We start from the raw sequence: 22559 nt of genomic DNA on the forward strand, positions 1-22559 counted from the left end.
GAGTCAAAGCTGCATAGAATATATGTTTTTCGAAATAGCTACCTACCTTCACCTACATGAAAAAAGATCAATCTACAACCACTCGCGAGGGTAAAGTGCGGGTAACGTAAAAATTAAAAAAAATAGCCGTCCAGGATCACTCCTGTGACGGCTCTTTGTCGTATACCAATAAGTCCCCCACTCCGCATTGAAAATATTCGCAGAGCTTAGTAATCAAATCACGAGGGAAATGTCGCGACTCATCATTGTAGAGCTGCCGCACCGTTTCAAACCTGTACTCAATATCTTTGGCCACTTGCCGGATTGACTTCCCGCTGGCGTCTACCATTGGTTTTAGCTGGGAATGAACTTGTCCCATAGAATCACCTCACAGGACAAGCATACATTGACACGAAAAATGTGTCAATAAGGTATTGACACTAAATTAGAGTCATGATATATTATAGATGTGGATGACACGAATTAAGTGTCAGATGCAGAATGGAGGTGAACAAGTCACATGAAAGATTGGGTAACGCTCCTAACAGCAATCATCCAGCTTATCACAGCAACATTGCTGCTAAAGGACAAAAAGAAAGGAACCAAAAAACGAAGCCGCCACGGCAAACGTAAATAGGTTCCCGGAGAGTAGGAGTAGCACCTCCTGCTCTCCACCCAATCATAACATAAACGGTTTGGACGATACAATCTGCCGGCGGGCATACGCGGGAGGCATAGAGTTATGGATAAAGCAAAATATGTCGTTACGGAGCATAAAGGACACTGGGTAACTAATGACGCCTATAGCATGAAGGACGTTCAAGCTATCGTTTCGGGTCTTATCCGTGAGGCTAAAGAAGAAGGCCGAAAAACGCTGAGTCTGATGATTGAAATCAAATAGAGGAGGAATCCACATGCTGAACACAATCACCTGGATCATTATCGTTGCCGCGCTGATCGTCTCTGTGGCCGCGATGCTTAAAGCCAGAGGGCGGCGCTAATGCTGCCCGTACACCATCGACTGGCTGAGCTGTACCATCTGCACAAAGCGGGCAAACTCACCATGGAGCACGGCCCCGAGCTGCTGCAATGTCTGCAGATCAATGCCCGGTACTGCTGGGACACCTTGAAGCTACGGCAGCTCTCCAACACGGCAGCGACCACGAACGACACCGCATGGCTCACTGAACTGCGGATACGCGAAGAAGCCCTACGGCTGACTGGGAGGGCACCCACCTTATGAAACTAACAGATATTAAGCCAGGCATGCGCGTACGGATCGCAGCGAAGCATCCCAGCGGATACGGTGGCCGCACCGGTAGCGTGCTGGCCGTGGGTACGTTTGAACCTCTTGACCAGTGTGGGGTGCTGCTGGATATCGGGGAGGCGCTGCTGACGGTAATCGAGCCGGAAGCGCTAGAAGAAGCGCCTGAAGAACCGCTGCCCCCAGGCTGGGAAGAGTTTGAGATATAAACAAAAAAAGCCCTGCTAACCGTAATGGTCGGCAGGGCTTAAATTCGTAAACGCTTGGGAATTTACTTTGTGATGTTTACCGTCTTACTCACGGCGTCATATTTCACCGTAGCACCCAAAGCTTCCGCCACGGCGCGGGCTGGCGTGTACGTAACCCCGGCATCGATCACGCCGTCGGCTACTTTCTTGCCGTTGACCTTTACCGTTACCTCTTCACCCTTCACATCGTCGTCCTCCTTTAATTTGGCGGCCACCATGGCCTTAAACGCCGTCCAGCCCGTCCACTTCCCCCCGTCATACATCAGGCGTGGGCAGATCTTGCCAGACCAATCAAAATGCCTCCGCAGACGATCCACGCCCCATCCTCGCTCTTTGAGCATGGAGGCAACCAGATCCACTGCATTATCCAGCGTCTGCGAATAGTTACCGCTCTCGCAAATCTCAATGCCTATACTTGTCCGGTTACCCGACTTGCTGCCGCTGCCGTCTCCAGAGTGCCAGGCGTTTTCGGTCAGCGGCAGACACTCAACCGTCTCCTTGCTGTCAACGACGATATGATAGGACGCCTGCCGGTTGTTGGATGGATTAGTGAGCCATGTGCGTTCCCCTGCTGCGCTGCTGGACGGGTTTCCCGTGTTATGGATAGTGATGGTGGTCGCAGACATTGCAAAGCCAGGGCGGCGTTTACAGGCTGTCGTGCGCGGTATGTGATCCTTACGATAAATCATTGTCGTCACCGCTCTTTCTAGCTTGCTTAACCAACTGATTACCATACACAGCCACCGCGCCGCAAAGGATACCCTGTAGGACGCTCTCTGCATTAAAGCCCAAGGTGAGCGACACTAGGACGACGGCTCCCAACGTCACAAGGTAAATAATCGTCCAGTCTGGCACCCGTGGTGTCTGCTTAAGGATGTAGCCGATCACCCAGCATACGGCCACCACAATCAATAATTCCGGTTTGATAAAATTCGCGATTGCATTCCATTCCACAAAAATCATTCCCTTCTATTCTTCAATTTTGTCGATGCGTTTGTGGGCTTGTTTAGCCGACTCTTCGACGCGCGTTACACGCTCAGCCAGCGCGTCAGTCCGCTGCCCCTGCTGCCTGACATCGGCCCGGATATCATCTACACCGCGTTTGATGTACTCAACGTCTGTCCTAAGCGCCGCGCCGCTGCCAGCCTCCTGGGCAACATCCTTTTTGAAGGCAGATGTACGAGTTATCCACCCGAGTACAACTCCGCTTACTGCTGCTACTATTGCTGTGATTGTTGTAATCTCCACTCCCGTTCCCCCCTTAACATAAATAGCCCCAGGTATCTCCCCCAAGAGCAAAATAAAAACGCCTCAATGGGCGCATCCAGTAATCTCTATTTATCAGCTAACAGCGCGGCCACATCCTCGCGAATCACGGACGGCACTTGCACCAACGTCTTAAGTCCCTTGCGGATCAAGCTTGCATAAATGGCTGGCATCAGCTCACACCTCCTTTCAAGGCGACCATATCAGCCTGCAAAGTCAGCGTCAGCTCATACAGATCAGCAAGAGCTACCTGTGCGCTTGTGGCATCTCCCTGCGCTGTCAGCAGTTGCTCATAGGTGTCTGCGAGGGCAAGCTGTAAAGTCTCTACCTCTGTCAGTTGCGGCGCGTGGTCCGCTTGGTACTGCTCCCACAGTGCCGCCAGCTCCACATCTGTACGCTCGACCAGATCGTCACCCTCAACGTGCCAGCGTGGAATTACGCCGTTATACCAGAGGTCCAGGTTAAAGTGTCTGCCTCCATCTTCGGTGACCAGCAGATCGCCTGGCTCCGGCTGCTCGAACGCATCAGAAAAAGCGCGGATCACGTTGCCCTCAGTGTCTACGCGGATATAGTGTTTATACATGTCGTCCCCCCTTATAGTTCAGCATCTGCGGCAAAGTGGAAAAATCGTCGATTAGTTGTAGATCCATTCAGAGTGTAATTATGCCGGATTCCCGCTTCGTCTCCGATGCATGCGACACCAGATGATATAGTACGGTCAGCAGTACCATCACTCACCATACCAACGCCGCCCCCTTTACCATAAGCCGTCACTGTCGGTGTTACACGCTTGCGTGTCTTAAACGATGTATACCCAAAGTGAGGGCCACCTACCGTACCGTCTTCGGATACACCATATAGCGATCCATTTTCAGTCGCCGTACCCGGTGCATCCTCAAGATAATAACTTTTTTCATAGTATCGTTGACATAAAGCCAACTCATCGGCCAGGCTTCGCGGCTGATAAGGCAAAGCAACAGCGCCGATATTGACTTGTGCTTGCGCAATATCCACATACCCCGTTGACCAACTGCCTACCACTCCACTCGGCGCGGATATGATGGTATTCCCAGCCTTGTGTATAACAAGCGACAAGGCCAAATAACTCCCATCACCCACCGTTTTACCAGCAATGCTAGGCACAGATATACTAACCGTGACTTTTTGCCATGCTGTCGTCAGATTGACAGTTGGCACCTCCGCTGCAGTATGGACTTCTGCCGATCCCCCCGATCCGAAATTTTGAATAGCCAAAACTCCCACGGCTCTGGCAGCATTGGCTTTCACCCAAATAGTAAAGGTGACTTTCTGCCCGGCAAAGTTACGTACATCTTCAATTGCCTGGTGGAATCGGATTAGCGATTGTGTCTGTAGAGCAGATAAAGTCAGGATATTGAAGCGTGCGAAATGCTTGGGGTTGCCCGGTACGACCGTCTGTCCGGCGGCAAAATCCTGGCGTACCCAGCTGCTTGTATTCCCCGTAACAGATCCTGCATATATCTGGCTCCACCACCGATCAGGACCGTATCCATATGCATTTGATCCGTCCCCTCCAGGCAGCACCGAAGTTCCCCGCTGCCATATCTCAAACCCTCCGTTAATTAACGCCTGCTGGTTTTTGTTATATAGGATGTTCTCTGCTGCCGGAAATAGTGTGTCTGGCCCGGAAGCATTACCGACATATAAATCCTTGGTATCCGTGCAATAGCCCGGCTCACCGACAGCCAGACCGCCCAATGCCGCCAGCTGCGCCTTAGTCCCGCGCCGTACTTGTATCTTATTAGCCATAATGTACAGCCCTCCTTAAAATGTACCGCCGTCAATAACTGCCATCTGAGCGTCTATTGCCTGAGCTGTCCGCTGCGGCGTCATGTACTTAACCGCACTCGATCCAGCCTCTGCCTCAGCCTGAGTAGCTACTCCATAGTTGCCCACGCTAGCCAAGCCCACATCTGTTGCGGTCAGCGTCACGGCTCCGGTCCGGCCAGCCACCGATGATACAGCCCCGGTAGGCGCGAGGATCTCCTGCCAGTTAGCCAGCGTTGCGGCTCCTGCCACTCGTAGGATATAGGTCTTGTTTAGGTCCGTCCGAATTGCAATGTCTCCGACCTCAGCCGTCAACGCCAGCATGGCCGTTTGGGTGGCAACGACAAAGGTATCTGAGATAGCCAGTGCAGGTAGTACGCTATCCGGTAGTTTGCCTCCAGCCCCCAAAATCGGGATGTTGCCTACTGCCGTGCCCGTATCCTTGCTGGCTGCGGTCCCTGCATCCGATATTTTGGATAGAGTCAAGGTTGGGATATCCGCTGCTGTGATGTTTGTCGCGCTTGTAACTCGACCCTTGGCGTCAATGGTCAGTTTAGTAAATTGACCAGCCGTCGCCCCGCTGTTTGCAAGCACAACAGTGATGGTGCGGTTGGCGGACCCGTCAAAAGTGGTAGATCCTGTTGCATCCCCACCTAATGCAATGGTCCGGGCCGTTTCCAGTTTGACCGCCGTTTCTGCCGCAGCCTGATCCGGGTTAATTAGGATCTTCCCGCCTGCTCCATCTCCCACCCACATCTTACCGGTATCCAGCGTGACCATCGGCTCCCCAGCTTCAAGGACTGCCGCTGCCGCATTAGCAGCAAGCCCGCGTTTTAGTTTAATCGTTGTTGGTACGACTGCCATCTATGATTCCTCCTTTATATCGTTCCACCGTCAATGACTGGACCACCTGGAGGGGTGTCAAATCCACCGCCATCAATCGGCATATATGCCAAAAAATCCTCTAATGCCTCCACCTTTGCTTTGACCGACACCAAGTCAGGTATAGGATCTGAACCGTCACTGTTGTGGCTGCTACCGTGTGCACCTGGTGTAGCCGTCCCTGTAGCCGTTACGGTCATGGTCTTAGTGGTTGGGTTAGTCGATACAGTGATCCCCGTCCCGCCTGTTACCGTGAGCGTATCGGACTTTGCTGCAGCTGTAATGTTGTTAACCTGGGCGAAGGCGTTTTGATTAACCTCAGCCCCTGTCGCAACACCGGCCAGCTTGGACTTTTCAGCCGCCGTGGTGTGCAGGCTGACATTGTCCACGTGGGCCTTGGTCGCTTCCAGGTTGATAGCTGGGGCTGTCAGCGCACCAGGCTTACCGGTGATGCCTTTGCTCAAGGTAAACAGGCTAGACAGCAGTGCGGTCAGTGTGCCGGTTAAGCTAGGCGTTGCGGTGTCAATGGCTGTCCGGTTACCGATTACGCTGTCTGTAGCCGATCCTGCGCCGCCAGCTCCCGCTGTGAGTCCCGCAAGCTTGGCCTTTTCGGCAGCTGTGGTATGGATGTTCCCGTTCCCTGTGTGAGAAGCCAGCGCGGATATGTCTGCATCGATGTCCTGCTGCACGCGGTCAAAGCCGATATTGATATTCTCGAAGTCCTCACTGATCTTCCGGCTTCCGATCAGATTCGCGAACCGGTTTGCCATGATCTCTCACTTCCTTTCTGATCGCCTGCAGCCGGTCCTCTACTGCCTTGCCGACTCCGATCAAGATGTCAGTCTCCTGCCCAGGATGGTAGGGGATCAGCGCCATCATGACTGCACATATTTCCGCAACCGGCTGCAGAGGGTCAAGCTCAATGAATACTTTAGGCTTGATAATCGCCAAGAGTATAGCCTCCTTCATTTTTTAATAAGAGGAAAAACCTCCCAATCTGTCGAAATGGTAGGTTGTTAGACCCACTTCATGAGAAAGGAGGACCATTCAATGAATCCATTAGAAGTAGCAAAGGAAATTGTTGTCTCCGCACTTGAGAATGGAATAATAAAGTTACCCGAGGCGGACTGCGATACACATGAACAGCTCAGTGAACTGAATGCCAAAAGAGCTAAAGAAATAGGTAATTATTTCAAAGTAATCACTAAAGCGGTTCATGAAGCCAACAACAAGAACTTTAGCTTTGAATAAGCGAAGCTAGAGAGGATACAAGCGAGGGCAGACTTTCTATTCGGTCTGTCTCTTTGCTTCTCATAGACTCTTGAATGTAAATGCAAAGTTGAATCACCGTTTCGTTAACCTTTAATTCTGCGGCATCATTAATAAGCATGCTTAACTCCTCCATTTCCTCAACACAAAAAGCCCCGCCAGCTTTGGCGAGACTCCGTGAGTTGGGTATGTTATTTTTGTGGCTCAGTGCTGGTAGCTTTAATCAAAAGATTGTTGTTTTCGTCAAGTAGCCTCTGCTCGATCTTATAACCGCCCGGGTGATCTGTGTACAGCATAATTATATCAGTGGCCAAAAGATCAACGCGTTCAAGGTTAGACGGCAGTTCATATAAAAAAGTATCTGAGAGCAAAAAGTTCCCATTGTATTTCTTGTTCAAATCTAAACTAATTTCCATGATAGCACCCCCCCCTTTTTAGTTATTTTTGAAGCTGGTTAATCTGGGCTTGCAGCTCTGCGATTTCGCTATTGGCTGCATCAAGTTTTGTCTGCATGGACGTTATTTGCTTCGTATACTCATTTACATTGAACTGAAAAATCTCTTTGTTACTCTCGGATGTGGAAGCTTCGATGTTCTTTTCTTCTTTGGCTATCTTACTCTGAATATCAGCAATGGATTCCTGGTAGGTTTTAATCTGCTGCTTTTTTAAATCCACACTAATGTTTAGTCGGCTTATTTCAACTTCAGCAGGTACCTTACCTTCTACCAACATAATAATTTTCTTCCCTTCCACCTTTAAGTCTGATCCGGTTGCATCGGCCACGGCCCTTACAGGAGCGTAAGCAGATCCGTTTATAATAACTGCGTCCGACACCTTCACCCCTGCTTTTTCGATAGTAAATAGACCTTGGACTTTCTGCCCTATTAATCCAACAGAATCCGCGAATACAGAAGTACCAGCAAACAGTAACGCCCCTACAATGACGCCCGAAACGAATTTTTTCAAAGTGAACACTCCTCTGGAAATGATTTCTACTCCTATTATCGTCACAAAGCGATAAAAGTTTCAACCTTATTTAGGAATGTTAACCTGAGCTAGTAGGGCGCCTGTTCTGCCGAAAAGTTTTAAGTTTCGTGTAGTGAGGTCAAAGCCTAAATTATACCCAGATTCGCTTGCGTTGGCCTTACTGTTTAGTTCGGCCTGCAGCCCTTCAATACTTGTCGTCCTTAGACCATACACCCGTTCAGGGCTGGTAAACTCGATATCGCCAGAAAGCCTAGTCCTATCGGAAAAGGAGAGGATTTGCAACGGACCATCTGCATAGACAAACGAAAAGCCTACATTAGCATACATACCTGCAATCTCCTGGCCACTCTCATCCCAGAATCCAACGCCCCCGTAATGCCCCCGTCCATCATTAGCTATGGACACGCGCTTGACGCCGCTGGAGTCATACGATCTAAGCCCGGTTGGCGTGACCTCTATACGCTCTCCGTCGGGGCTAGTCCGGATCAGGGCACCAGTGATCGTCCCTCCGCTGAAGGAACTGGCGGTGATCGCTCCGGAGAATGACCCACTTGCAGCGACCAGTGCCCCGGTAAACGTCCCGCCTGCTGCCGAGAGGTTACCCGTAAAGGTGCCCCCTGCTGCGGATAGATCGCCGCTGAATGTACCGGATGCTGCTTGGAGCGCCCCCCGGAATGTGCCTCCTGCAGCATTGAGGTCCCCCGAGAATGATCCTGTAGCAGCAATCAACTCACCAGCAAAGGAGCCGCTGGCCGCTTGCAAAGCACCCTTGAAGGTGCCGCCTGCTGCGGACAAGTCGCCGCTGAATGTGCCGGTCGCCGCCTGAAGCGCGCCCTTGAACGTGCCGGTTGCAGCCACCAACGCTCCAGTAAATGTCCCGCCAACGGCTGACAGGTTGCCCGAGAACATCCCGTCTGTGGCTTCCAGCGTCCCGTTAAATTTATAACGGCCAGCAACTGGGTCAAAGTAAATCTTATCTTGCCCTCCTGCTCTGAAGGCAAACTTATCGGAGTTGAGCACCACATCGCTACTGTGATCCTCCCGCTCAATATACAGCCCTGCTTCCCGCGTCACCGTCATGCCAAAATAGTCCTTGCCCTCCCGCAACGCCGACTTGTTTAGCGCATCGATAGCCGTCTTCAGGGTGCCCCGCGCCGGGAACTCGCTCTGCTGCTCTGACTGTGACGGGGCCTCAATGGTCATACGCAAGCCGCCGGCAAACGTAAACACCTGGTGCATGATCAGCGTCTGATAGTCCACGATGCCGTTCCACGGGATGTCGGTCCCGCTCCAAGTGGTTACCGTCTCTAGCCAGCTACTGCCCTCATAGCGTTCAAAGCCGATGACGTCGCCGTGCTCCAGCTGTGGGTAGCCGATCCCCTCAATTACTACAGGTAAATAGGCAAAGCCATTCAGTGCCGCCAGCAGCCCGTCAGCCATGGCCTGCGTGGCAAAGGGATTCGTCAGCTGCAGCGTGCGGTTATTGTCTCCGCTACCCGCCTCATAGCTCAGGCCATCGTCTGTATTGTAGATGATCACTACCCGGGTAAAGGTCTTGACCGGATTGGTCTGCTTGACCCGGCTGTAGTCGCCTGCACCGATTTCAAATACAGGAGCAGCGTTTGCCAAGAAACGTTTGAACTTGGTTACCCCATCCTTGCCGATAAACACGCTAGCACTATTAGCCGATGCGATATAGGCCATCATCTGCCGGCAGGTAAAGCCCGCCGGTCCCACCTGGATCACATAGGATGGGTTAATGACCACGCTGCTGTCAGACGTCCAGCCCATCCGCTGCATGATCTCATTCCAGATGGCTTGCATGGTGGCCGGATAAGTCAGGGATGAAACGTACAGCTCATCTGCAAAAACCAGTTTGTCGTAACAGGTGAACGTCCATACATCGTTGACCTTCTCGCGACCGTCCACGAAGAACTCACCGAGAGGCATCCAGTCCGTCCCTGTGCCCGTCCACGGCACATGCGTGTCCAACCATGGGTAAGTAGCCTCCAGCCAGGTCAGGCCTGCTGTCGTCAGCGACAGGTACGGCACGATACGGGCATTTGCAGGTATGGTCTCATTGGTGCGTAGCTTGATGATCAGCTTTGACGGTATCGCATTGCCGATCTCAAACCCGCTGGAGAGGCTCAAACTATTTTCAATTGTGAAGTCTACGATTTTCGAAGAGTCATATTCCTCCCCGTGTACCGTGGCCTTAACAATGAACTCCCGATCCAGCCGCCGTAAGTAATCCGCATATAGCGGCGATATTGGATACATGGCGTCACTGCTCCGTCAGGGTAATCTTTAGCCCTGACCACAAGATTTCAGATCCTTTTGCCACGGCGAACGCTGGATTTCGGTTGCCCACGTAAAACCGTTTGGTTTCATAGCCGCCGGTCATAGGGTCCGGGTACGTCACATTGAAAAAGGTATCGGCCATGGACTTCATGAGGGCCGACAATTCTGCCCAGGTCAATATACCGAAGGTCATGTCCAACTGCCGCATGACCCGGATACGGTCCCGGTGCAGCTTACCATCGGCTGTCCGGATGGACGATTCCCCGTCGTCCAGGTCAATGATGGTCGGCACAAAGGTTGCCGGGGAGGCCGCTATGGTCATGCCGTTAATTTTGATCATGATGAACCTCCTTATACATCAAGCAGCGTCTGTCCTGCCTGCCGCTGGGTGCGGTTAATTGCATTAATGGACACACGGCCGAACTCCGTTTCCCCAACCTTTAACACGGTTGTTCTGTCGCCGCTGAGCAGTTTGATTACCTGTCTAAGCAGATCGTTGGTTTCTTGATTGCCGCCGTCCAGCATGCCCTGCAGCTTGGACAAGGGGCTGACGACTTCCGGATCCGCTGCAGCTCCCCGGTTATCCCCGACCATGGCCAGCGTAGGCCCGTAGGCCAGACCGCCCTTGGCCAAGCGGGGGATCGTTTTCAGGTTGATACCGATACTGCCGCCGCCAACCTTCTTCCCGAATACGTCAATTTCCGGGATATCGACGCTGATACTGTTTAGGGCACCGATCACTTCGTTAATCCCGTCGATGATCAGATTGAGCGGGAATTTAACGATACCCCATAAGCTATCAAATACGCCCTTGAATATGGACTTGACACCTTCCCACGCTTTTCCCCAATCACCCGTAAACACACCGGTGACAAAATCAATTATCCCCCCCAATGTCGTCAGCAGACCAGATATGACATCTCCGACGGACGTAATCACACTTTTTACGATACTAAGCACTATTTTAAACCCCTTGGTGAATCCAGGAGCAAGCTCGTCAATAATGTAATTGATCAAGGGGTTTATGAATTTGTTGTAGATATCTAGTCCCGCAGAAACCAACTTCATTACTAGATCGACAATTTTTGCAATGATACCTTTTATCGTGTCTTCCCAAATCTCTTTAAGAGTTTTCAAGAACGGCTCAATAATCGGTTTCAGAACATCATCCCAGAGCTTTTGAAAGGTTGCCCGTATTTTATCCATGGCCTCCGAAAGCTTATCCAGGAGTTCTTTACCGTATTTGTTCCAGGCGTCCTTTACGATCTGCAGCGTGTCAAGAACGATTTCTTTGATCAGATCAAACACGGGTTCCAATACCGTTTCATAGATATCGTTCATCATATCGACAGCCCACTCGAAAGTTTCTGCCGCTTCCTCGAAAGCCCACACAAGCGTATCGGTGAAGATTGGAACCAGGGTGTCAGTAATAGCCGAGCTAATCGGGATGATAAACTCATTCAGAGCGTAATCCACGAATGGCTTGATAGTCCCATCAAGCAGTTTCTGTATGGAGTCGCCTATTTGCGGAATAGCATCCAGGAAGACGTCTCTCAGCTTTTCAAGATTGGGCTGGAGCGTATTGGTCCACAGATCATTAATGTGGTTCACTGAGTTTTCCATCGTGTCTGCAAATAATCCAACGGCCCACACAAGAGTATCCGCAAAGATCGGGACCAATGTTTCCGTAATAGCCGCGCTGATCGGGATTGCAAATTCATTCAGGATGAAATCAGACGCAGGCATTAGCGTGTTATCCAGTAAACTCTGCAATGAATTTGCAATCTGAGGAAAAGCTAATAGAAAAGCGTTTTTCACCTTTTCCAAATTCGGAAGCCAAACTGTACCCCAAAGCTCTGTTAGCGTGGTGGTTACGTTACGGAACGTTTTGTCCATAAGCGCGAAGCTTTGCGTAATCGCACTGGCAATGACCGGAGCAAAGGCGGTAACAAAACCTGTGACCAGCTGCGGGATAAAATTACCCAAAACGTAACTAGCCATTGGGATCAATACTTTATCCTTTAGATCAATAAAGGTATTCCCGATGCTCTGTACCGATTTACCGATAGGACCCATCATATCCACGAACGGTTGAAGCGCCGGGCGCATCTTTGCCCAGCCTGCGGCAATGTAGGACCATGCGCCGCTGAAACTGGACTTGATCCCGTCGATCAGGTCTTTAACCTTTTGCTTGATCGGGTCCACACTAATGTCCGGCGTGCCCAGGTCCAGATCCCCGAAACCACCACCTAATCCCGCTCCTAAACCAGCACCGAGTCCTGCAGCTGCACCGCCAGCTCCAGCAGCAGCATCGTCCATAGCGCCGGCTGTTGACTTGGCCAGTGTGTTGAGCTGGTCAAAACCTGCCAGGCTGCCCTTGACGTCCTTGCCCGCTTTCTTGGCCGACTTTCCGGCTTTGTCGGATGCTTTGCCCATATCACCCAACGCACCGGATGTATCTCCTGCTGCTGCGCCCATATCGGCAATTGGCTGCACCACAGCGCCGCCGGAGGATCCGCCACCCGCAGCATCCCCGAAAATCAGCTCGGTAAAAGCCTTGAAATAAGCAGCCGCTACCTGCAGCTTGGCGATTAGCCAATTCAGCCCACGTAAAACTGGTGTCAGAATGTTAATGAAGCCTGCGCCCATCGTGCCTTGGAAGATACGCCACTGCTCACCCATGACTTTAACCTGATTGGCCCAGCTGTTTGATGTCCGGGCAAAGTCTCCTTGAGCGTCCGCTGTGACCTGCATCAGGTAGTTATACCGGAGCATGGTCTGTTCCGCTTGAGTCATAGATAACCAGGCTTTATCAATTCCCTGAGACAGGGCGTAAGCCTCCATGTTGGCTACACTCATGTTGATACCGAGTGCCTTCAGCGGCTCCGTCTCCCCGGTCATGCCGCTAAATACCTTCTCATAGGCCATGTCATTACTCAGGTTGTGAAAGGACGACATATCTGCGGACAGCTCAGTCAGGTTTTTGGACATACCTTCCATCTGAGCGCCCGCCAATCCGGATGATTTAAGCATTGCACCCATGGTGGAGGAATACTTTTTCCCTGCCAGCTCGGATAACCCAAAATCATCAATCAGCCCGGTGGACCAGTTATTAATGTCCTGAGCCATGGCCCCGAATGTGACGTCCACCACGTTCTGTACTTCCTGCAGATCAGATGCAAGTCCGATGGCCGTCCTGCCGAAGTCTACAAGCCCCTTAACAGCAAAAGCCCCGGCGATAATACCGCCGAGACCCTTAAACGCGTTACCTACTAAATTGTTTGCCATGCCCGCAATGCCGCCAAGCTGACGCTGGAATGGTCCGGAGTTAAGCTCCAGGTCTAAATCTATGCGGCCTGCACTACTTCCTGCCATTTATGCGCCACCTCCTCCGAACATACGGGCCATCGCGGCCTCTAAAACCTTCATTTCCTTGTCTAATGTCACCTCGTCCAGCAGCTTCTGCTCCGCTTGACGTTTACGCCAGTCGTTGTAAATACGCCGCTGGTCTGAGGTATATCCCTTAATAACCTTCTGATCCTTCTCGCTCCGGATCGTGACAATGCTCCCCAGCGGCGTATCTGGCATGAGTCCCGCAACAAGGATACAAAATTCTGACCACGGCATATCTCCCTGCTGCCGGATTCGGATACCGTATTGCTTCGCCAGGCTTGCCTCGATCAGCGGCCAATCTTCCCGCAGGTCATACCAATTTTCCCCGGAAGGGCTACAGTTGAAATCGGGTGGTGGCCTCTTCATAGGTCAAATCTTGCATAACGGCCATCAGACCGGATACAAGCACCTTGATATTAGCGATACCCATCTTCTTCACGCCGATCTCCTCAAATGATTCTGTACCTAAAGATCCTTCAATGGCTGCAAGGAGCGTCTTCACGCTGCCATTCTCTGCAATTTCTTCAAATCGCATTACAGCCTCAACAGATTTATCCACCTCGTAGACCTTGCCACCGATCTTAATAGATCCTTTTTCCTCGATTGCGAATTTATCTGAGATATTGATTACTTTTGACATGGTTTATGCTCCTCCCGGTGCTGCTGTAAATGTTGGCTTACCGTCTGATAACAATTCAAATTCCAAGCCGTCGATGTTCGTAGAGTCGCCACCCGCTGGAGTGGTCAGGTTAATGACACAATTCATCGTGAGCTTGGCGCCACTTGGCATTTCCCACTCAAATTTTGTCTCTACCTCTTGCCCCGTGCCCAGCAGCAAACCCGCAATGTAATCATTACCGGGATCGCCATACTGCCGCTTACCACTGAAGGAGAACGTAAGCCCCTTACCAGTGACGGCCCGGCGAATCCAGCCTTCCTGGTCCATCGGTGTCCACTCTTCTGTGTTGCCGTCGATACTTGGGGCAAAAGTCTCCAAGTCCTTGACGACAACCATTTCCGTAGCGGTGGAAGCTCTGCCCTTTGTACCTACCTTGAACTTATTTTTGTGAACCGGGAAAACGCCTGTTTCGGCCATTTGATTCCCTACCTCTCGTAATAAATAGTTGTCTCAATCACGTGCTCATATATCCCGGCATCATCTGTACCCACATCTACCGGCTCAGGCGTTCGCATGTTAAACGCGATCACCCGCTTGCCTCCAATGACTCCAGACTGCCCAAACAGCGCAGCGTAGACCTCCTGGGCCTTGCGCTCCGCTGTATCGGCATTTTTGCTCCAGTGAACCAGGATAGACACGGCCTTGACCGCGTAGCTGGTATTCTCCAGCCCACCAATGGCAAGCACCGGCGTACCGGCGTTGATATTGTACAGCCCGATACATTGCGTCTTGCTGCTGTCAATCTTGCCGATGTACCATGCTGGGCACTCCACGCGCTGCTCCAGCCACTCCATGACCGCTGCTAGCCTCATCATTTGATAAAACCCCCTGACAGCTTCTTCAGGAGCTTTTTAAACGCCTCGGTAACCCGGTTCTTCTTTTTACCTTCAGCCCACGCCTTCAGCCACTCACCTTGTGCATGCCGGTTCTTATCACGCCTGAACGTATATTCCGGGTGCCAGTAGAGCTTACGGGCATAAGGTGTATCGTAGGTGATGGACACCTTGCCGCGCTTGACCTTGCTGGTATCCACCTGGGCGCTGCGCTCCAGCTCACCTGTCTGCTTCGGCGTTACCTCAGCGGCCACGATATCCGCCAGTATACTGTCCTTAGCCCCGTTGACCACCTGAATTAGCGCCTTTTCAGGACCAACCCGCAGCCGGTTCATGGCCTTGGGGTTCATGGTTGTCTTGACCTTGACCATCTACATCAACTCCAATTCCGTGGAAAAGACGCTGCCGTCTGGATTCTGCGGCCGACTCGCGCTGAATATCGTCCGTTCGGCCCCTCCGATCCGCACAAGCCCCTCGATCAGCTTCCCGGGGTTAATATCTCCCTGGATGATCACTCTGCCGGAGAGCGTCACCAGACGGCGCTCCTTGTCCAGCTTCTGGCGCATCTTCTCGTCGTAACAGCAAAGCCCGTCAAAGATTAACTCTTCAACGGGCTCACCATATCGGCTAGTTTTGGTTTGATAGACTTGCACCGGCGTATTCAGTATCCAGTGCGGGAATGGTAGTTTGCCACGCATCAGCATAACCTCCTGCTCGTCAGCCCTGTAGCGGCCAGCAGGCTGCTCACGGCCTCCGTGGTCTGGATGCCTCCTGCTCCCTCAACCGCCTTGAATGACAGCGACACGCTGCCTGCGGAGTAGCCAGAGAGCGGGAACGCCAAGTAGTCACCATACTGAAAGTGGAAGTCCGCCTGCTGGCACGTTGCTTTTGTAACGTTGAGCTGCTGGAACATCGTCAGCCCCGCTAATCCGCGTCCTACGATGCGGTTATAGGTCAGGGCATCCACTTGATCAGATGCCCGTTCCAGCGCCTTCTCCAGCTCGTCAGGTGTGATCACACCGTCACCGTATCGTTCATATTCCTCTACCGTTGCATAGGCCATAGGATCACCTACTTGTCTGCTTTGGGTGGTTTTTTTACTTCGGCAAGGTGAGCTTCCAGCTCGGCAATTCTGTCCAGAGCTTGTCTATGCTCAGCGTACGTTACGGTTTTTGATGGGGATACCTCAATGGTAGTCAAGGCGCCACCCTCCTCTTGCGCAATGTCATACCCAAGCTTGAGGTAGGCGGATTTATCTGCCTCATCGATCTTAAGCTGCTTGTTTCCTTTTACTGCATATAACATAGTTTAGCCCCCTTAAGCTTGTACGCTGATTTGTACGCCTTTTACTTTACGATCGATCAAGAACAAGTCTGAATAGCTACGATTTTGGTACAACCAACCGTCACCGCCTGTATGCGAGCCTGGTTCCCACAGATAAATCGCATTGTGCTTGAGCGGAGCGAGGACAGCAGACGGGTGTACTAAGATCATATTAATCTGCTTTGCACCCACACCTGGAATAGCGCCATCACTGAAATCATAGACCGTTTTCATTCGATCACTCGGAACTTTTTCCAACTTCACATCATCAAGACTACGCACAACCCGATCTACATTACCGTTGTTGGATTGCACCGATGTAATCCGTCTAATGTCCTCAGCTTGTTTAAGAAGAGTATGAACTGGAGGCGTTGCATACAAAATACGTCCGCCTTGTGGCACGGACGCTTCGTCCATGTCCTCCATCAGTTTGTCATACACTTGCAGTACATTTGCAATAGTTAACGTTGTAGTGTTTGGTACACCGCCAAATATGGTATGTTCTGCATAAATTTTGCTATAGCGGTATTTGTCCAGTTCCGGGATCGCCTGCTCTGTCTCAAATACGTTTGTTACATTCGCTGCAGACAGGATTTGGTTAGTTTCATCAACGTCCATTGTGTCAACATAGAACTCGACGTTTCGGTCATGCTGCAGTACCTTAAGCTCAAAATCGTTTGCAATCGCTTGTCGATTCCAGCCACCATTCCGGTTATGATCCTTGTAACCAGCTACATCCATACGCGGCAGCTTGATCGTTTTCGCACCAACCCAAATTGCATTTTGAGTCGTGAGGGCGGATGAAGTCAGTTCAAGGGCGTATTTTTGTTGCAAAACGGTCTGAAATGAATCTACGTAATTGTAAGGCATTATTAATCACTCCTATTTTTGTGTTGTAACACCGAAAATCGCGGCAAGTTGATCGTTTGCAGCCTGACCTTGGCCCTGTCCGTTACCGCCACCGCCAACACGGAAGCCTCCACCTGCGCCGCCAGTGCCACCAGTGTCTTCAGGCTTGAACAGATAGGCATCCGAAGTCTGCAAGCCCTTAAGCTGCTCATCCAGACCCACCACATTGCCATCATCCCCGATCACTAACTTGTCTTTCTTAATCAGTCCGGTAACGATAGCCTCATTGTGGACCTTGCCGTTGAGCGCAGATTTGATAGCGTTGGTCAGCGTCATATCCTTCAGGCTGGAGTCATATTGCTCCTTGGCCGTCTGGTTCTCTCCTTGAAGTCGAGCAATCTCAGCCTTCAGCGTCTCAGAAGCTCCTGCATCCTTGCTGAGTGTTTCGAGCTGTGTATCACGGTCTGTGATATCCTTCTCCAGCTTCTTCTTGGTTTCGGAAAGCTCGTTATACTGCGACTTCGGAACAAAATGCTTCGGCAGCTCCTTGTTAATGTCGCTAACCAGTGCATCTATCTTCGACTCATCATAACCGGCTTTCTTCAACGCTTCTTTTAACCATTCCATATCATCAACCTCCATAGATTTTTATAGCTGCTCTCCAGCTATGGGAGTGGACCGATATGCTCCGGCCCATGAGCAAATAGACCACGGCAGTCTCATCCGTGGCCTAACTTGGTGGTATTCTAATCTTCTCGCGGCTGTAGTCTCGCCTCAGCTCCGGATTAGCCTTGATGTGGCCCCGGAGTGCGCCCTGCCATTGTTTAACCTTGGCCTCGGCCTTGGCTTGATTGACTTCATCCAGACTTCCCGCTGCCCGGCGCTTGTACTTGCGCACCTGGCGCTCCATGTACCGTTGACGCTGCTCTTGCTTGTAACTGGCAAGTGCCTTGGTGTCGTCTACCGGCTCCGGCAGCCTGCTTTGTCCTTTAACGTAAGTGGTCATGTTGTGCCGGCAGTTGGGGTGAAATAATCCGTTATCCATGGCCGTACTCAGGAGCGGATATGGCCCGTCTGATGCCTTGCCACCGCTATACACATCATCAATGTACACCTTGCCCTGCCACGGTAAGCACAGGTCTGAGCAATTGCTGTGAGCGGATACCATGACGGTTGTGATACCCAACTCCTGCCGCTTGGCTCCCTCTCCGGCAAATACTGCCCGTTGGGAGGATGTCCGCAATACCATTTCAGAGTAACTGGCCACATTGACGCGGCGGCCATCCTTGTACGTGATGCAATCCAGCCCTTTTTCCAGGAAATCCTTCGTGGCCATGTCGATCGCCTGGTTAAGAGAAGCAGCTCCACTATTCATGTACACCTGACTTTTGAATATGGTCTGCCGGAACACATCATCGGTCTGCCGCAGGATTGCCTGGTTCGCTGCCCTCAACTCCCCCTGGGCAGCAGAAGCCAGCGCATTGATCCGATGTTCATTAGCCTTGAAGAAGTTATCATCAGATACGCCGTCCACATCCAGCTTATCCTGCCTGCCGGGAAGGACCTTGTTTACCAGCCGTCTAAAAAAGCCGCTGACCTTATCTGCACCGCGTCGGAACGCTCCTTTAACCTCTTGGTCGACAGTGGATTCGATCACTGGAGCGGCCTTCCTGACGATTCGTGACGCCTCCACGCGGTACTGCTTCAGGTCCTGCAGCTTCTTCTCCTGCCATTGGTCCCATTCAAAGCCTTCCTTCTTCTCGTCATTCTCATGACGTTTCAGGTTCCGCTTCATACTGGCAACTAGGTCAACCTCCATCTGTGAGTAAATGCCGCGCAGGTCATAGGCTTTCTTGCTCATTCAGGATCAACTTCTTCAGTAACGTTGTCCCGCACCTCGGGTTCCTCAAAGGTGGGTCCGGCTTGCTCTGCCTTCAGTCTGGCAACTTCTTCAGCCTTTTCCTCCTTGGTCCAAGTATCGCCGTATAACTCTTCAACGGCACGCTCAATGGACATGACCTGGAAGGTGCGGGCCTTGCCGACTGTTTCCACAACGCTGTCAAAGGAAGGGGAAGCATACTCCCCGAAGGTCACGCTGGCGTCATACTCGCCTGCTGTGCGGCTCTGCATCGTGTCATACACCTTCATGACGGTCTGCACCAGCTGCGGAATGACTTCATTCAGCCGCTCCACGATCTTACCGCGAGTGTACAACGTGGCCTTCTCCTTTTCCCGCTGCGCCTCGGCATTATCGGTCTTTTTGAGATCAATGCCCAAGGTGGACGGGCTGATAATGCCCTGTAAGCACATATCCACCGCAGAAGCATAGGAAGCCACGAACGCTTCATAGAGAATTTGGGGCTGCACTAGATTGATCTGGCCCTTGGCATCCTCGGCAAACGCGCTATTGATCCGGATAAACTGATTATCAAACGGGTTAGGCCGCATCAGCTCCCCGGTTTCTGGATTCTTCGGAATCATGTCTTCCGGGATGTACTTCTGCACCCGTCCAGAGCGGATCGCGTCCATCCACTGACTAATCACCTCGTCCAGCGCGTCAAATGAATCAGCCTTGCTGTCGAATATGGACTTCCCTCGTCCTGGCCACTTGGTGGATTTGAACACCTGGAGCGGCACGGCCATCAGGAAATCACCATCGTACTCGACATCCTTCAGATCCGCGATTTCCGGCACCAGTGACAGCGGCACCTGCTTTCCATAGGCATCCAGAAGCTTGTACCGGATGTATTTACGGCCAAACGTCTCTACCAGCCGGTAATCCTTGCTGTTGAACACATAGTCCGTGTAAAATATGACCTCCTGCAATCGGCCACGGGTCCGCTTATACTCGACCTGATCGCCACTGTAGAATTCAATCAGCGGATACCCGCTCACTTCCGGATCTACCGTAACCTTAAACGCCCCGTCTCCAGCTGTTAGCGCCTCCGTAATGGCTCCGCCCAGCAGCTCCGGGAAGTCGTTGTCCTCGCTGATCTCATCCCACGTTGCCGTCTCAGTCTCGGCCTTAAGTGTAATGGCGTCCATATCCGCAACGACAATATCAGAGAGCCGATCTGCCACCATGGCCGGCAGTCCAGAGTGGATCTTGCGGATGCCCAAGCCGTAGCTCGGCACCGCTGCCCAGAAGCGTGAGCGCCCCACACTGTCAGTTATGGACTGCTTATAGAATTGATCCAGTTCGGACGGATCTCCGCGAAACCACAGCCGATTCCGCAGCACGTTCGCGCGGTAGCTAAACGGCTCCTGAATCGTGATGATCTGGCTTTCAGGTGCCGGTGTGATCCTCAACATTTTCATAACCATATTCTTAAACCACCCCACTCTCTTAACCCCCTAACAGGAACATGGTTTCGGCTACGCCCGTTGTAGCATCCGGCGCATCATCATGGGCGTTTTTACCTTCCCGCTGATAGCTTGTCATAGCCTTGTAATACTCTGGCCAGCGGTCCCGCCAGTTGACCGGGAAATAGATGTGCTGCATGATCCAGGTCGCGTTGCTGATGATTCTGGCCGTCTTATTTTTACTTTGGTGGAACCAGCTCACATCCGTTCGGTTACTCTTCAGCTCCGTCTCTAGAATGCGCTTAATGTTCCGCGCAAAGGCTTTACCACCGTTGTTAGACTCAATACGGGCCTTATTTGCCTTGAACGTAAAAAGAGCCTGCGCTGTGGCCGGCTCCGTGATCTCCATCGGTTGCTTGGTATATATAACATCCAGGACATACGCCTCTTTTTGGTACACACCCCAGATGATATTGCACAAATAATCTGCTCCATCGTCCGCAGTGTCACAGTAAGCGTAAATACCCGTGAATAGCGGCTCGTCTGCGGCATCCGTCGGCAGCTTCTCATATGTCTTGAAGCTGCTGTACAGCTTACCCTTGATGTCAATCGGGATCTGCTGATAGTTAGCGCTGGCGATATCCTCGCCCATGGCCCGTACCTTCATGTCGTAGCTCTCACGGGACAGAACATCTGGACATAACATCGTGCCGTCGTCCTGGAGCGCCTTCATAGTCAGGTGCCGGACACGCTTCTTCTCGGCTTGGAAATGCTCCAGCGCCCGCCCTGCGAGGTCACCGGATGCCCAGCGGGTCATGATGATGATGATCTTGCCGCCTTCCTCCAAGCGCGACAGCATTGTATTAGTGAACCACTCCCAATGCTTCTCCAGCACGTTCTCATTGCTGGCTTCCTCTGCATTCTTGATCAGGTCATCAATTATCAGCAAGGTGGCTCCGAAGCCGGTTGCCGTACCCGTAGGAGACGTGGCTAGATAGCTGTTATAGCCTCCCTCCAGGCTCCAGAGGTTCATGGCTCCGTCCCCACGCTGAATGCGTACCTGGGGGAAAATGTCGCTATACACAATAACCTTCTCGTCCGCTTTAACCGTGTTGATCCCGTTACGGACGGCTTTAGAGAACGTGGTGGATAGGGTTTCGTTGTAGCTGCCCGTCATGACCTTCTCTTTTTGATTCTGCCCAAACACCCATTGGGCCAGCATGGAAGCGGTACGGCTCTTGCCGTGCCGGGGAGGCTCATTGACGATCAGGATATCGTCATCCGACTGGTAAAAATCCTGCATCTCGCCACACAAGTCCATCAGATACTGCCGATCATCCCGGTAAAAGTCTGGGGCCATGGCCTGGCAGAAGCTGAAGAACTCACGGCGGGCCAGCTCCACGCGGGCACCACGACGAATCACGTCCAGATCAACCATCGCGGGCAATCCTTCGTAGTTCTTCCGTAGTCAGTCCCTTGAACGGGTTATTCACATCAACGTTGCCGCTATGCTGAATATCCAGCTTATCCTTGAACATGCCAAGATGCCGGGCCACGTTCTCCAGCGCCTTCATTTGGTCGTGCATCTGGATTTCGACGCCTACCTTAGTCTCCTTCACCCCAGCGTACAGCAGCTTAGCTCCGCCTTGTAACCTGCGGGTATCCTCGATATGCAGGTCCAGACGACCCTCGCCGCGACACTTCGGGCAGCTGGGGTGCGGATCAGCGAGCCGATCATATCCGTAACCGCCATCCTCAGACGGCAGCACAGCCTCCACTGGCCTGTCCTGCTTCTTGGCTTCAGCCTCAGCGTGATCAAGGGCCATCTTAATTGCTTGTGCATATTCGGCCTCATCTAGCCATTGATACTGATGATCGATGCCGTGACAATGCCGGCAAGCCAATCGGCGCGTATGAATCAGTTGATTCGGGTCCGCAGTAGCAATGTCCCACCAGCGCTGAAGCACCATTTCGGCTGTGATATCCACCTTAGCTGCTCGCTTCTCCTTGGCCTCCTGAATGGCCTCCTGCACCTTAGCATTACTTAGCAAGCGATGGGCGTTAACTTCTGCCGCATTACCCTTTGCTGTATACCCTGCTCGTCTATAAGCTGCTGTGGCATTGAGATCGACCAGGTATTCTTTAACAAATAGCTTCTGTTTGGCCGTCAATGCCAT

At 51.9% G+C, this 22559-nt stretch carries 33 protein-coding genes; 4 read left to right on the top strand and 29 right to left on the bottom strand.

Going from position 1 to position 22559, the window contains the following annotated elements:
* Positions 1–136: 136 nt before the first annotated feature.
* On the bottom strand, positions 137–358 hold the full coding sequence (locus tag B9T62_RS16695) for a helix-turn-helix domain-containing protein (RefSeq protein ID WP_087916299.1): 222 nt from the start codon (positions 356–358) through the stop codon (positions 137–139).
* Between the two features lie 363 nt (positions 359–721).
* Between B9T62_RS16695 and B9T62_RS39140 the strand changes: the two genes are divergently transcribed.
* From B9T62_RS39140 to B9T62_RS16705, 3 genes are all read left to right on the top strand, one after another.
* Positions 722–880 (top strand): hypothetical protein, encoded by a 159-nt coding sequence (locus B9T62_RS39140; protein WP_157793863.1) that lies wholly within the window; start codon positions 722–724, stop codon positions 878–880.
* Between the two features lie 99 nt (positions 881–979).
* Positions 980–1222 carry a DUF7667 family protein gene (locus B9T62_RS16700; RefSeq protein WP_087916300.1) on the top strand — a complete coding sequence of 81 codons (243 nt, stop codon included), beginning with the start codon at positions 980–982 and terminating at the stop codon, positions 1220–1222.
* A complete protein-coding gene (locus B9T62_RS16705) occupies positions 1219–1452 on the top strand; it encodes a hypothetical protein (protein WP_087916301.1) in 234 nt (77 codons plus the stop codon). The genes B9T62_RS16700 and B9T62_RS16705 overlap by 4 nt, the downstream gene beginning before the upstream one ends.
* 62 nt (positions 1453–1514) lie before the next feature.
* Here B9T62_RS16705 and B9T62_RS16710 read toward each other — a convergent pair whose 3' ends face one another.
* From B9T62_RS16710 to B9T62_RS16745, 9 genes are all read right to left on the bottom strand, one after another.
* Entirely contained in the window at positions 1515–2117 is a 603-nt protein-coding gene (locus B9T62_RS16710) for an N-acetylmuramoyl-L-alanine amidase (RefSeq protein WP_245864476.1), read from the bottom strand.
* 49 nt (positions 2118–2166) lie between these two features.
* Positions 2167–2445 carry a phage holin family protein gene (locus B9T62_RS16715; protein WP_087920300.1) on the bottom strand — a complete coding sequence of 93 codons (279 nt, stop codon included), beginning with the start codon at positions 2443–2445 and terminating at the stop codon, positions 2167–2169.
* Between the two features lie 15 nt (positions 2446–2460).
* Complete coding sequence (locus B9T62_RS16720) at positions 2461–2739, bottom strand: hypothetical protein (protein ID WP_087916303.1); 279 nt, start codon at positions 2737–2739, stop codon at positions 2461–2463.
* Positions 2740–2825: 86 nt separating this feature from the next.
* Entirely contained in the window at positions 2826–2930 is a 105-nt protein-coding gene (locus tag B9T62_RS40270) for a CD1375 family protein (RefSeq protein ID WP_211296466.1), read from the bottom strand.
* The gene (locus B9T62_RS16725; RefSeq protein WP_087916304.1) at positions 2930–3340 is read right to left on the bottom strand and encodes a hypothetical protein; all 411 of its coding nucleotides are present in this window, start codon (positions 3338–3340) and stop codon (positions 2930–2932) included. The genes B9T62_RS40270 and B9T62_RS16725 overlap by 1 nt, the downstream gene beginning before the upstream one ends.
* Positions 3341–3351: 11 nt before the next feature.
* Positions 3352–4545 carry a hyaluronate lyase N-terminal domain-containing protein gene (locus B9T62_RS16730; protein WP_087916305.1) on the bottom strand — a complete coding sequence of 398 codons (1194 nt, stop codon included), beginning with the start codon at positions 4543–4545 and terminating at the stop codon, positions 3352–3354.
* Positions 4546–4560: 15 nt separating this feature from the next.
* A complete protein-coding gene (locus tag B9T62_RS16735) occupies positions 4561–5427 on the bottom strand; it encodes a hyaluronate lyase N-terminal domain-containing protein (RefSeq protein ID WP_087916306.1) in 867 nt (288 codons plus the stop codon).
* Between the two features lie 14 nt (positions 5428–5441).
* A complete protein-coding gene (locus B9T62_RS16740) occupies positions 5442–6215 on the bottom strand; it encodes a hypothetical protein (protein WP_087916307.1) in 774 nt (257 codons plus the stop codon).
* Positions 6169–6396, bottom strand: coding sequence for a hypothetical protein (locus B9T62_RS16745; protein ID WP_087916308.1), 228 nt, complete (start codon positions 6394–6396; stop codon positions 6169–6171). The genes B9T62_RS16740 and B9T62_RS16745 overlap by 47 nt, the downstream gene beginning before the upstream one ends.
* A 99-nt stretch (positions 6397–6495) precedes the next feature.
* On the opposite strand from B9T62_RS16745, the gene B9T62_RS16750 reads away from it, so the two are divergent.
* On the top strand, positions 6496–6696 hold the full coding sequence (locus B9T62_RS16750) for a hypothetical protein (RefSeq protein ID WP_087916309.1): 201 nt from the start codon (positions 6496–6498) through the stop codon (positions 6694–6696).
* Positions 6697–6905: 209 nt separating this feature from the next.
* Here the strand turns inward: B9T62_RS16750 and B9T62_RS16755 are convergent, their stop codons facing one another.
* The 19 genes from B9T62_RS16755 to B9T62_RS16845 form a co-directional block, all read right to left on the bottom strand.
* Complete coding sequence (locus B9T62_RS16755) at positions 6906–7130, bottom strand: hypothetical protein (protein ID WP_087916310.1); 225 nt, start codon at positions 7128–7130, stop codon at positions 6906–6908.
* A gap of 22 nt (positions 7131–7152) precedes the next feature.
* On the bottom strand, positions 7153–7680 hold the full coding sequence (locus tag B9T62_RS16760) for a hypothetical protein (protein WP_087916311.1): 528 nt from the start codon (positions 7678–7680) through the stop codon (positions 7153–7155).
* Positions 7681–7746: 66 nt separating this feature from the next.
* The gene (locus B9T62_RS16765; protein WP_087916312.1) at positions 7747–9981 is read right to left on the bottom strand and encodes a translocation/assembly module TamB domain-containing protein; all 2235 of its coding nucleotides are present in this window, start codon (positions 9979–9981) and stop codon (positions 7747–7749) included.
* Between the two features lie 4 nt (positions 9982–9985).
* Positions 9986–10342: a DUF6711 family protein gene (locus tag B9T62_RS16770; RefSeq protein WP_087916313.1), complete on the bottom strand. Its 357-nt coding sequence runs from the start codon at positions 10340–10342 to the stop codon at positions 9986–9988.
* Positions 10343–10353: 11 nt separating this feature from the next.
* The gene (locus B9T62_RS16775) at positions 10354–13377 is read right to left on the bottom strand and encodes a phage tail family protein (RefSeq protein WP_087916314.1); all 3024 of its coding nucleotides are present in this window, start codon (positions 13375–13377) and stop codon (positions 10354–10356) included.
* Entirely contained in the window at positions 13378–13761 is a 384-nt protein-coding gene (locus B9T62_RS16780) for a Gp15 family bacteriophage protein (RefSeq protein WP_211296467.1), read from the bottom strand.
* Positions 13730–14035, bottom strand: a complete 306-nt coding sequence (locus B9T62_RS16785; RefSeq protein WP_087916315.1) for a hypothetical protein — start codon at positions 14033–14035, stop codon at positions 13730–13732. The genes B9T62_RS16780 and B9T62_RS16785 overlap by 32 nt, the downstream gene beginning before the upstream one ends.
* Positions 14036–14038: 3 nt before the next feature.
* Positions 14039–14491, bottom strand: a complete 453-nt coding sequence (locus tag B9T62_RS16790) for a phage tail tube protein (RefSeq protein WP_087916316.1) — start codon at positions 14489–14491, stop codon at positions 14039–14041.
* A gap of 8 nt (positions 14492–14499) precedes the next feature.
* The gene (locus B9T62_RS16795) at positions 14500–14889 is read right to left on the bottom strand and encodes a minor capsid protein (RefSeq protein ID WP_211296468.1); all 390 of its coding nucleotides are present in this window, start codon (positions 14887–14889) and stop codon (positions 14500–14502) included.
* Positions 14886–15278 (bottom strand): hypothetical protein, encoded by a 393-nt coding sequence (locus tag B9T62_RS16800; RefSeq protein WP_087916317.1) that lies wholly within the window; start codon positions 15276–15278, stop codon positions 14886–14888. The genes B9T62_RS16795 and B9T62_RS16800 overlap by 4 nt, the downstream gene beginning before the upstream one ends.
* A complete protein-coding gene (locus tag B9T62_RS16805; protein ID WP_087916318.1) occupies positions 15279–15605 on the bottom strand; it encodes a hypothetical protein in 327 nt (108 codons plus the stop codon).
* The gene (locus tag B9T62_RS16810) at positions 15605–15970 is read right to left on the bottom strand and encodes a head-tail connector protein (RefSeq protein WP_087916319.1); all 366 of its coding nucleotides are present in this window, start codon (positions 15968–15970) and stop codon (positions 15605–15607) included. The genes B9T62_RS16805 and B9T62_RS16810 overlap by 1 nt, the downstream gene beginning before the upstream one ends.
* An 8-nt stretch (positions 15971–15978) precedes the next feature.
* The gene (locus tag B9T62_RS16815; RefSeq protein ID WP_087916320.1) at positions 15979–16212 is read right to left on the bottom strand and encodes a hypothetical protein; all 234 of its coding nucleotides are present in this window, start codon (positions 16210–16212) and stop codon (positions 15979–15981) included.
* Between the two features lie 12 nt (positions 16213–16224).
* Entirely contained in the window at positions 16225–17100 is an 876-nt protein-coding gene (locus B9T62_RS16820; RefSeq protein ID WP_087916321.1) for a capsid protein, read from the bottom strand.
* Positions 17101–17112: 12 nt separating this feature from the next.
* Entirely contained in the window at positions 17113–17706 is a 594-nt protein-coding gene (locus B9T62_RS16825) for a phage scaffolding protein (RefSeq protein WP_087916322.1), read from the bottom strand.
* 103 nt (positions 17707–17809) lie between these two features.
* Positions 17810–18940 carry a phage minor capsid protein gene (locus B9T62_RS16830; RefSeq protein WP_087916323.1) on the bottom strand — a complete coding sequence of 377 codons (1131 nt, stop codon included), beginning with the start codon at positions 18938–18940 and terminating at the stop codon, positions 17810–17812.
* Positions 18937–20421: a capsid protein gene (locus B9T62_RS16835; RefSeq protein WP_087916324.1), complete on the bottom strand. Its 1485-nt coding sequence runs from the start codon at positions 20419–20421 to the stop codon at positions 18937–18939. The genes B9T62_RS16830 and B9T62_RS16835 overlap by 4 nt, the downstream gene beginning before the upstream one ends.
* A 4-nt stretch (positions 20422–20425) precedes the next feature.
* On the bottom strand, positions 20426–21820 hold the full coding sequence (gene terL, locus B9T62_RS16840) for a phage terminase large subunit (RefSeq protein ID WP_087916325.1): 1395 nt from the start codon (positions 21818–21820) through the stop codon (positions 20426–20428).
* Entirely contained in the window at positions 21813–22559 is a 747-nt protein-coding gene (locus tag B9T62_RS16845) for a terminase small subunit (RefSeq protein ID WP_087916326.1), read from the bottom strand. The genes terL and B9T62_RS16845 overlap by 8 nt, the downstream gene beginning before the upstream one ends.

It is taken from the genome of Paenibacillus donghaensis, from assembly GCF_002192415.1.
Taxonomy (GTDB): Bacteria; Bacillota; Bacilli; order Paenibacillales; family Paenibacillaceae; genus Paenibacillus_AQ; species Paenibacillus_AQ donghaensis.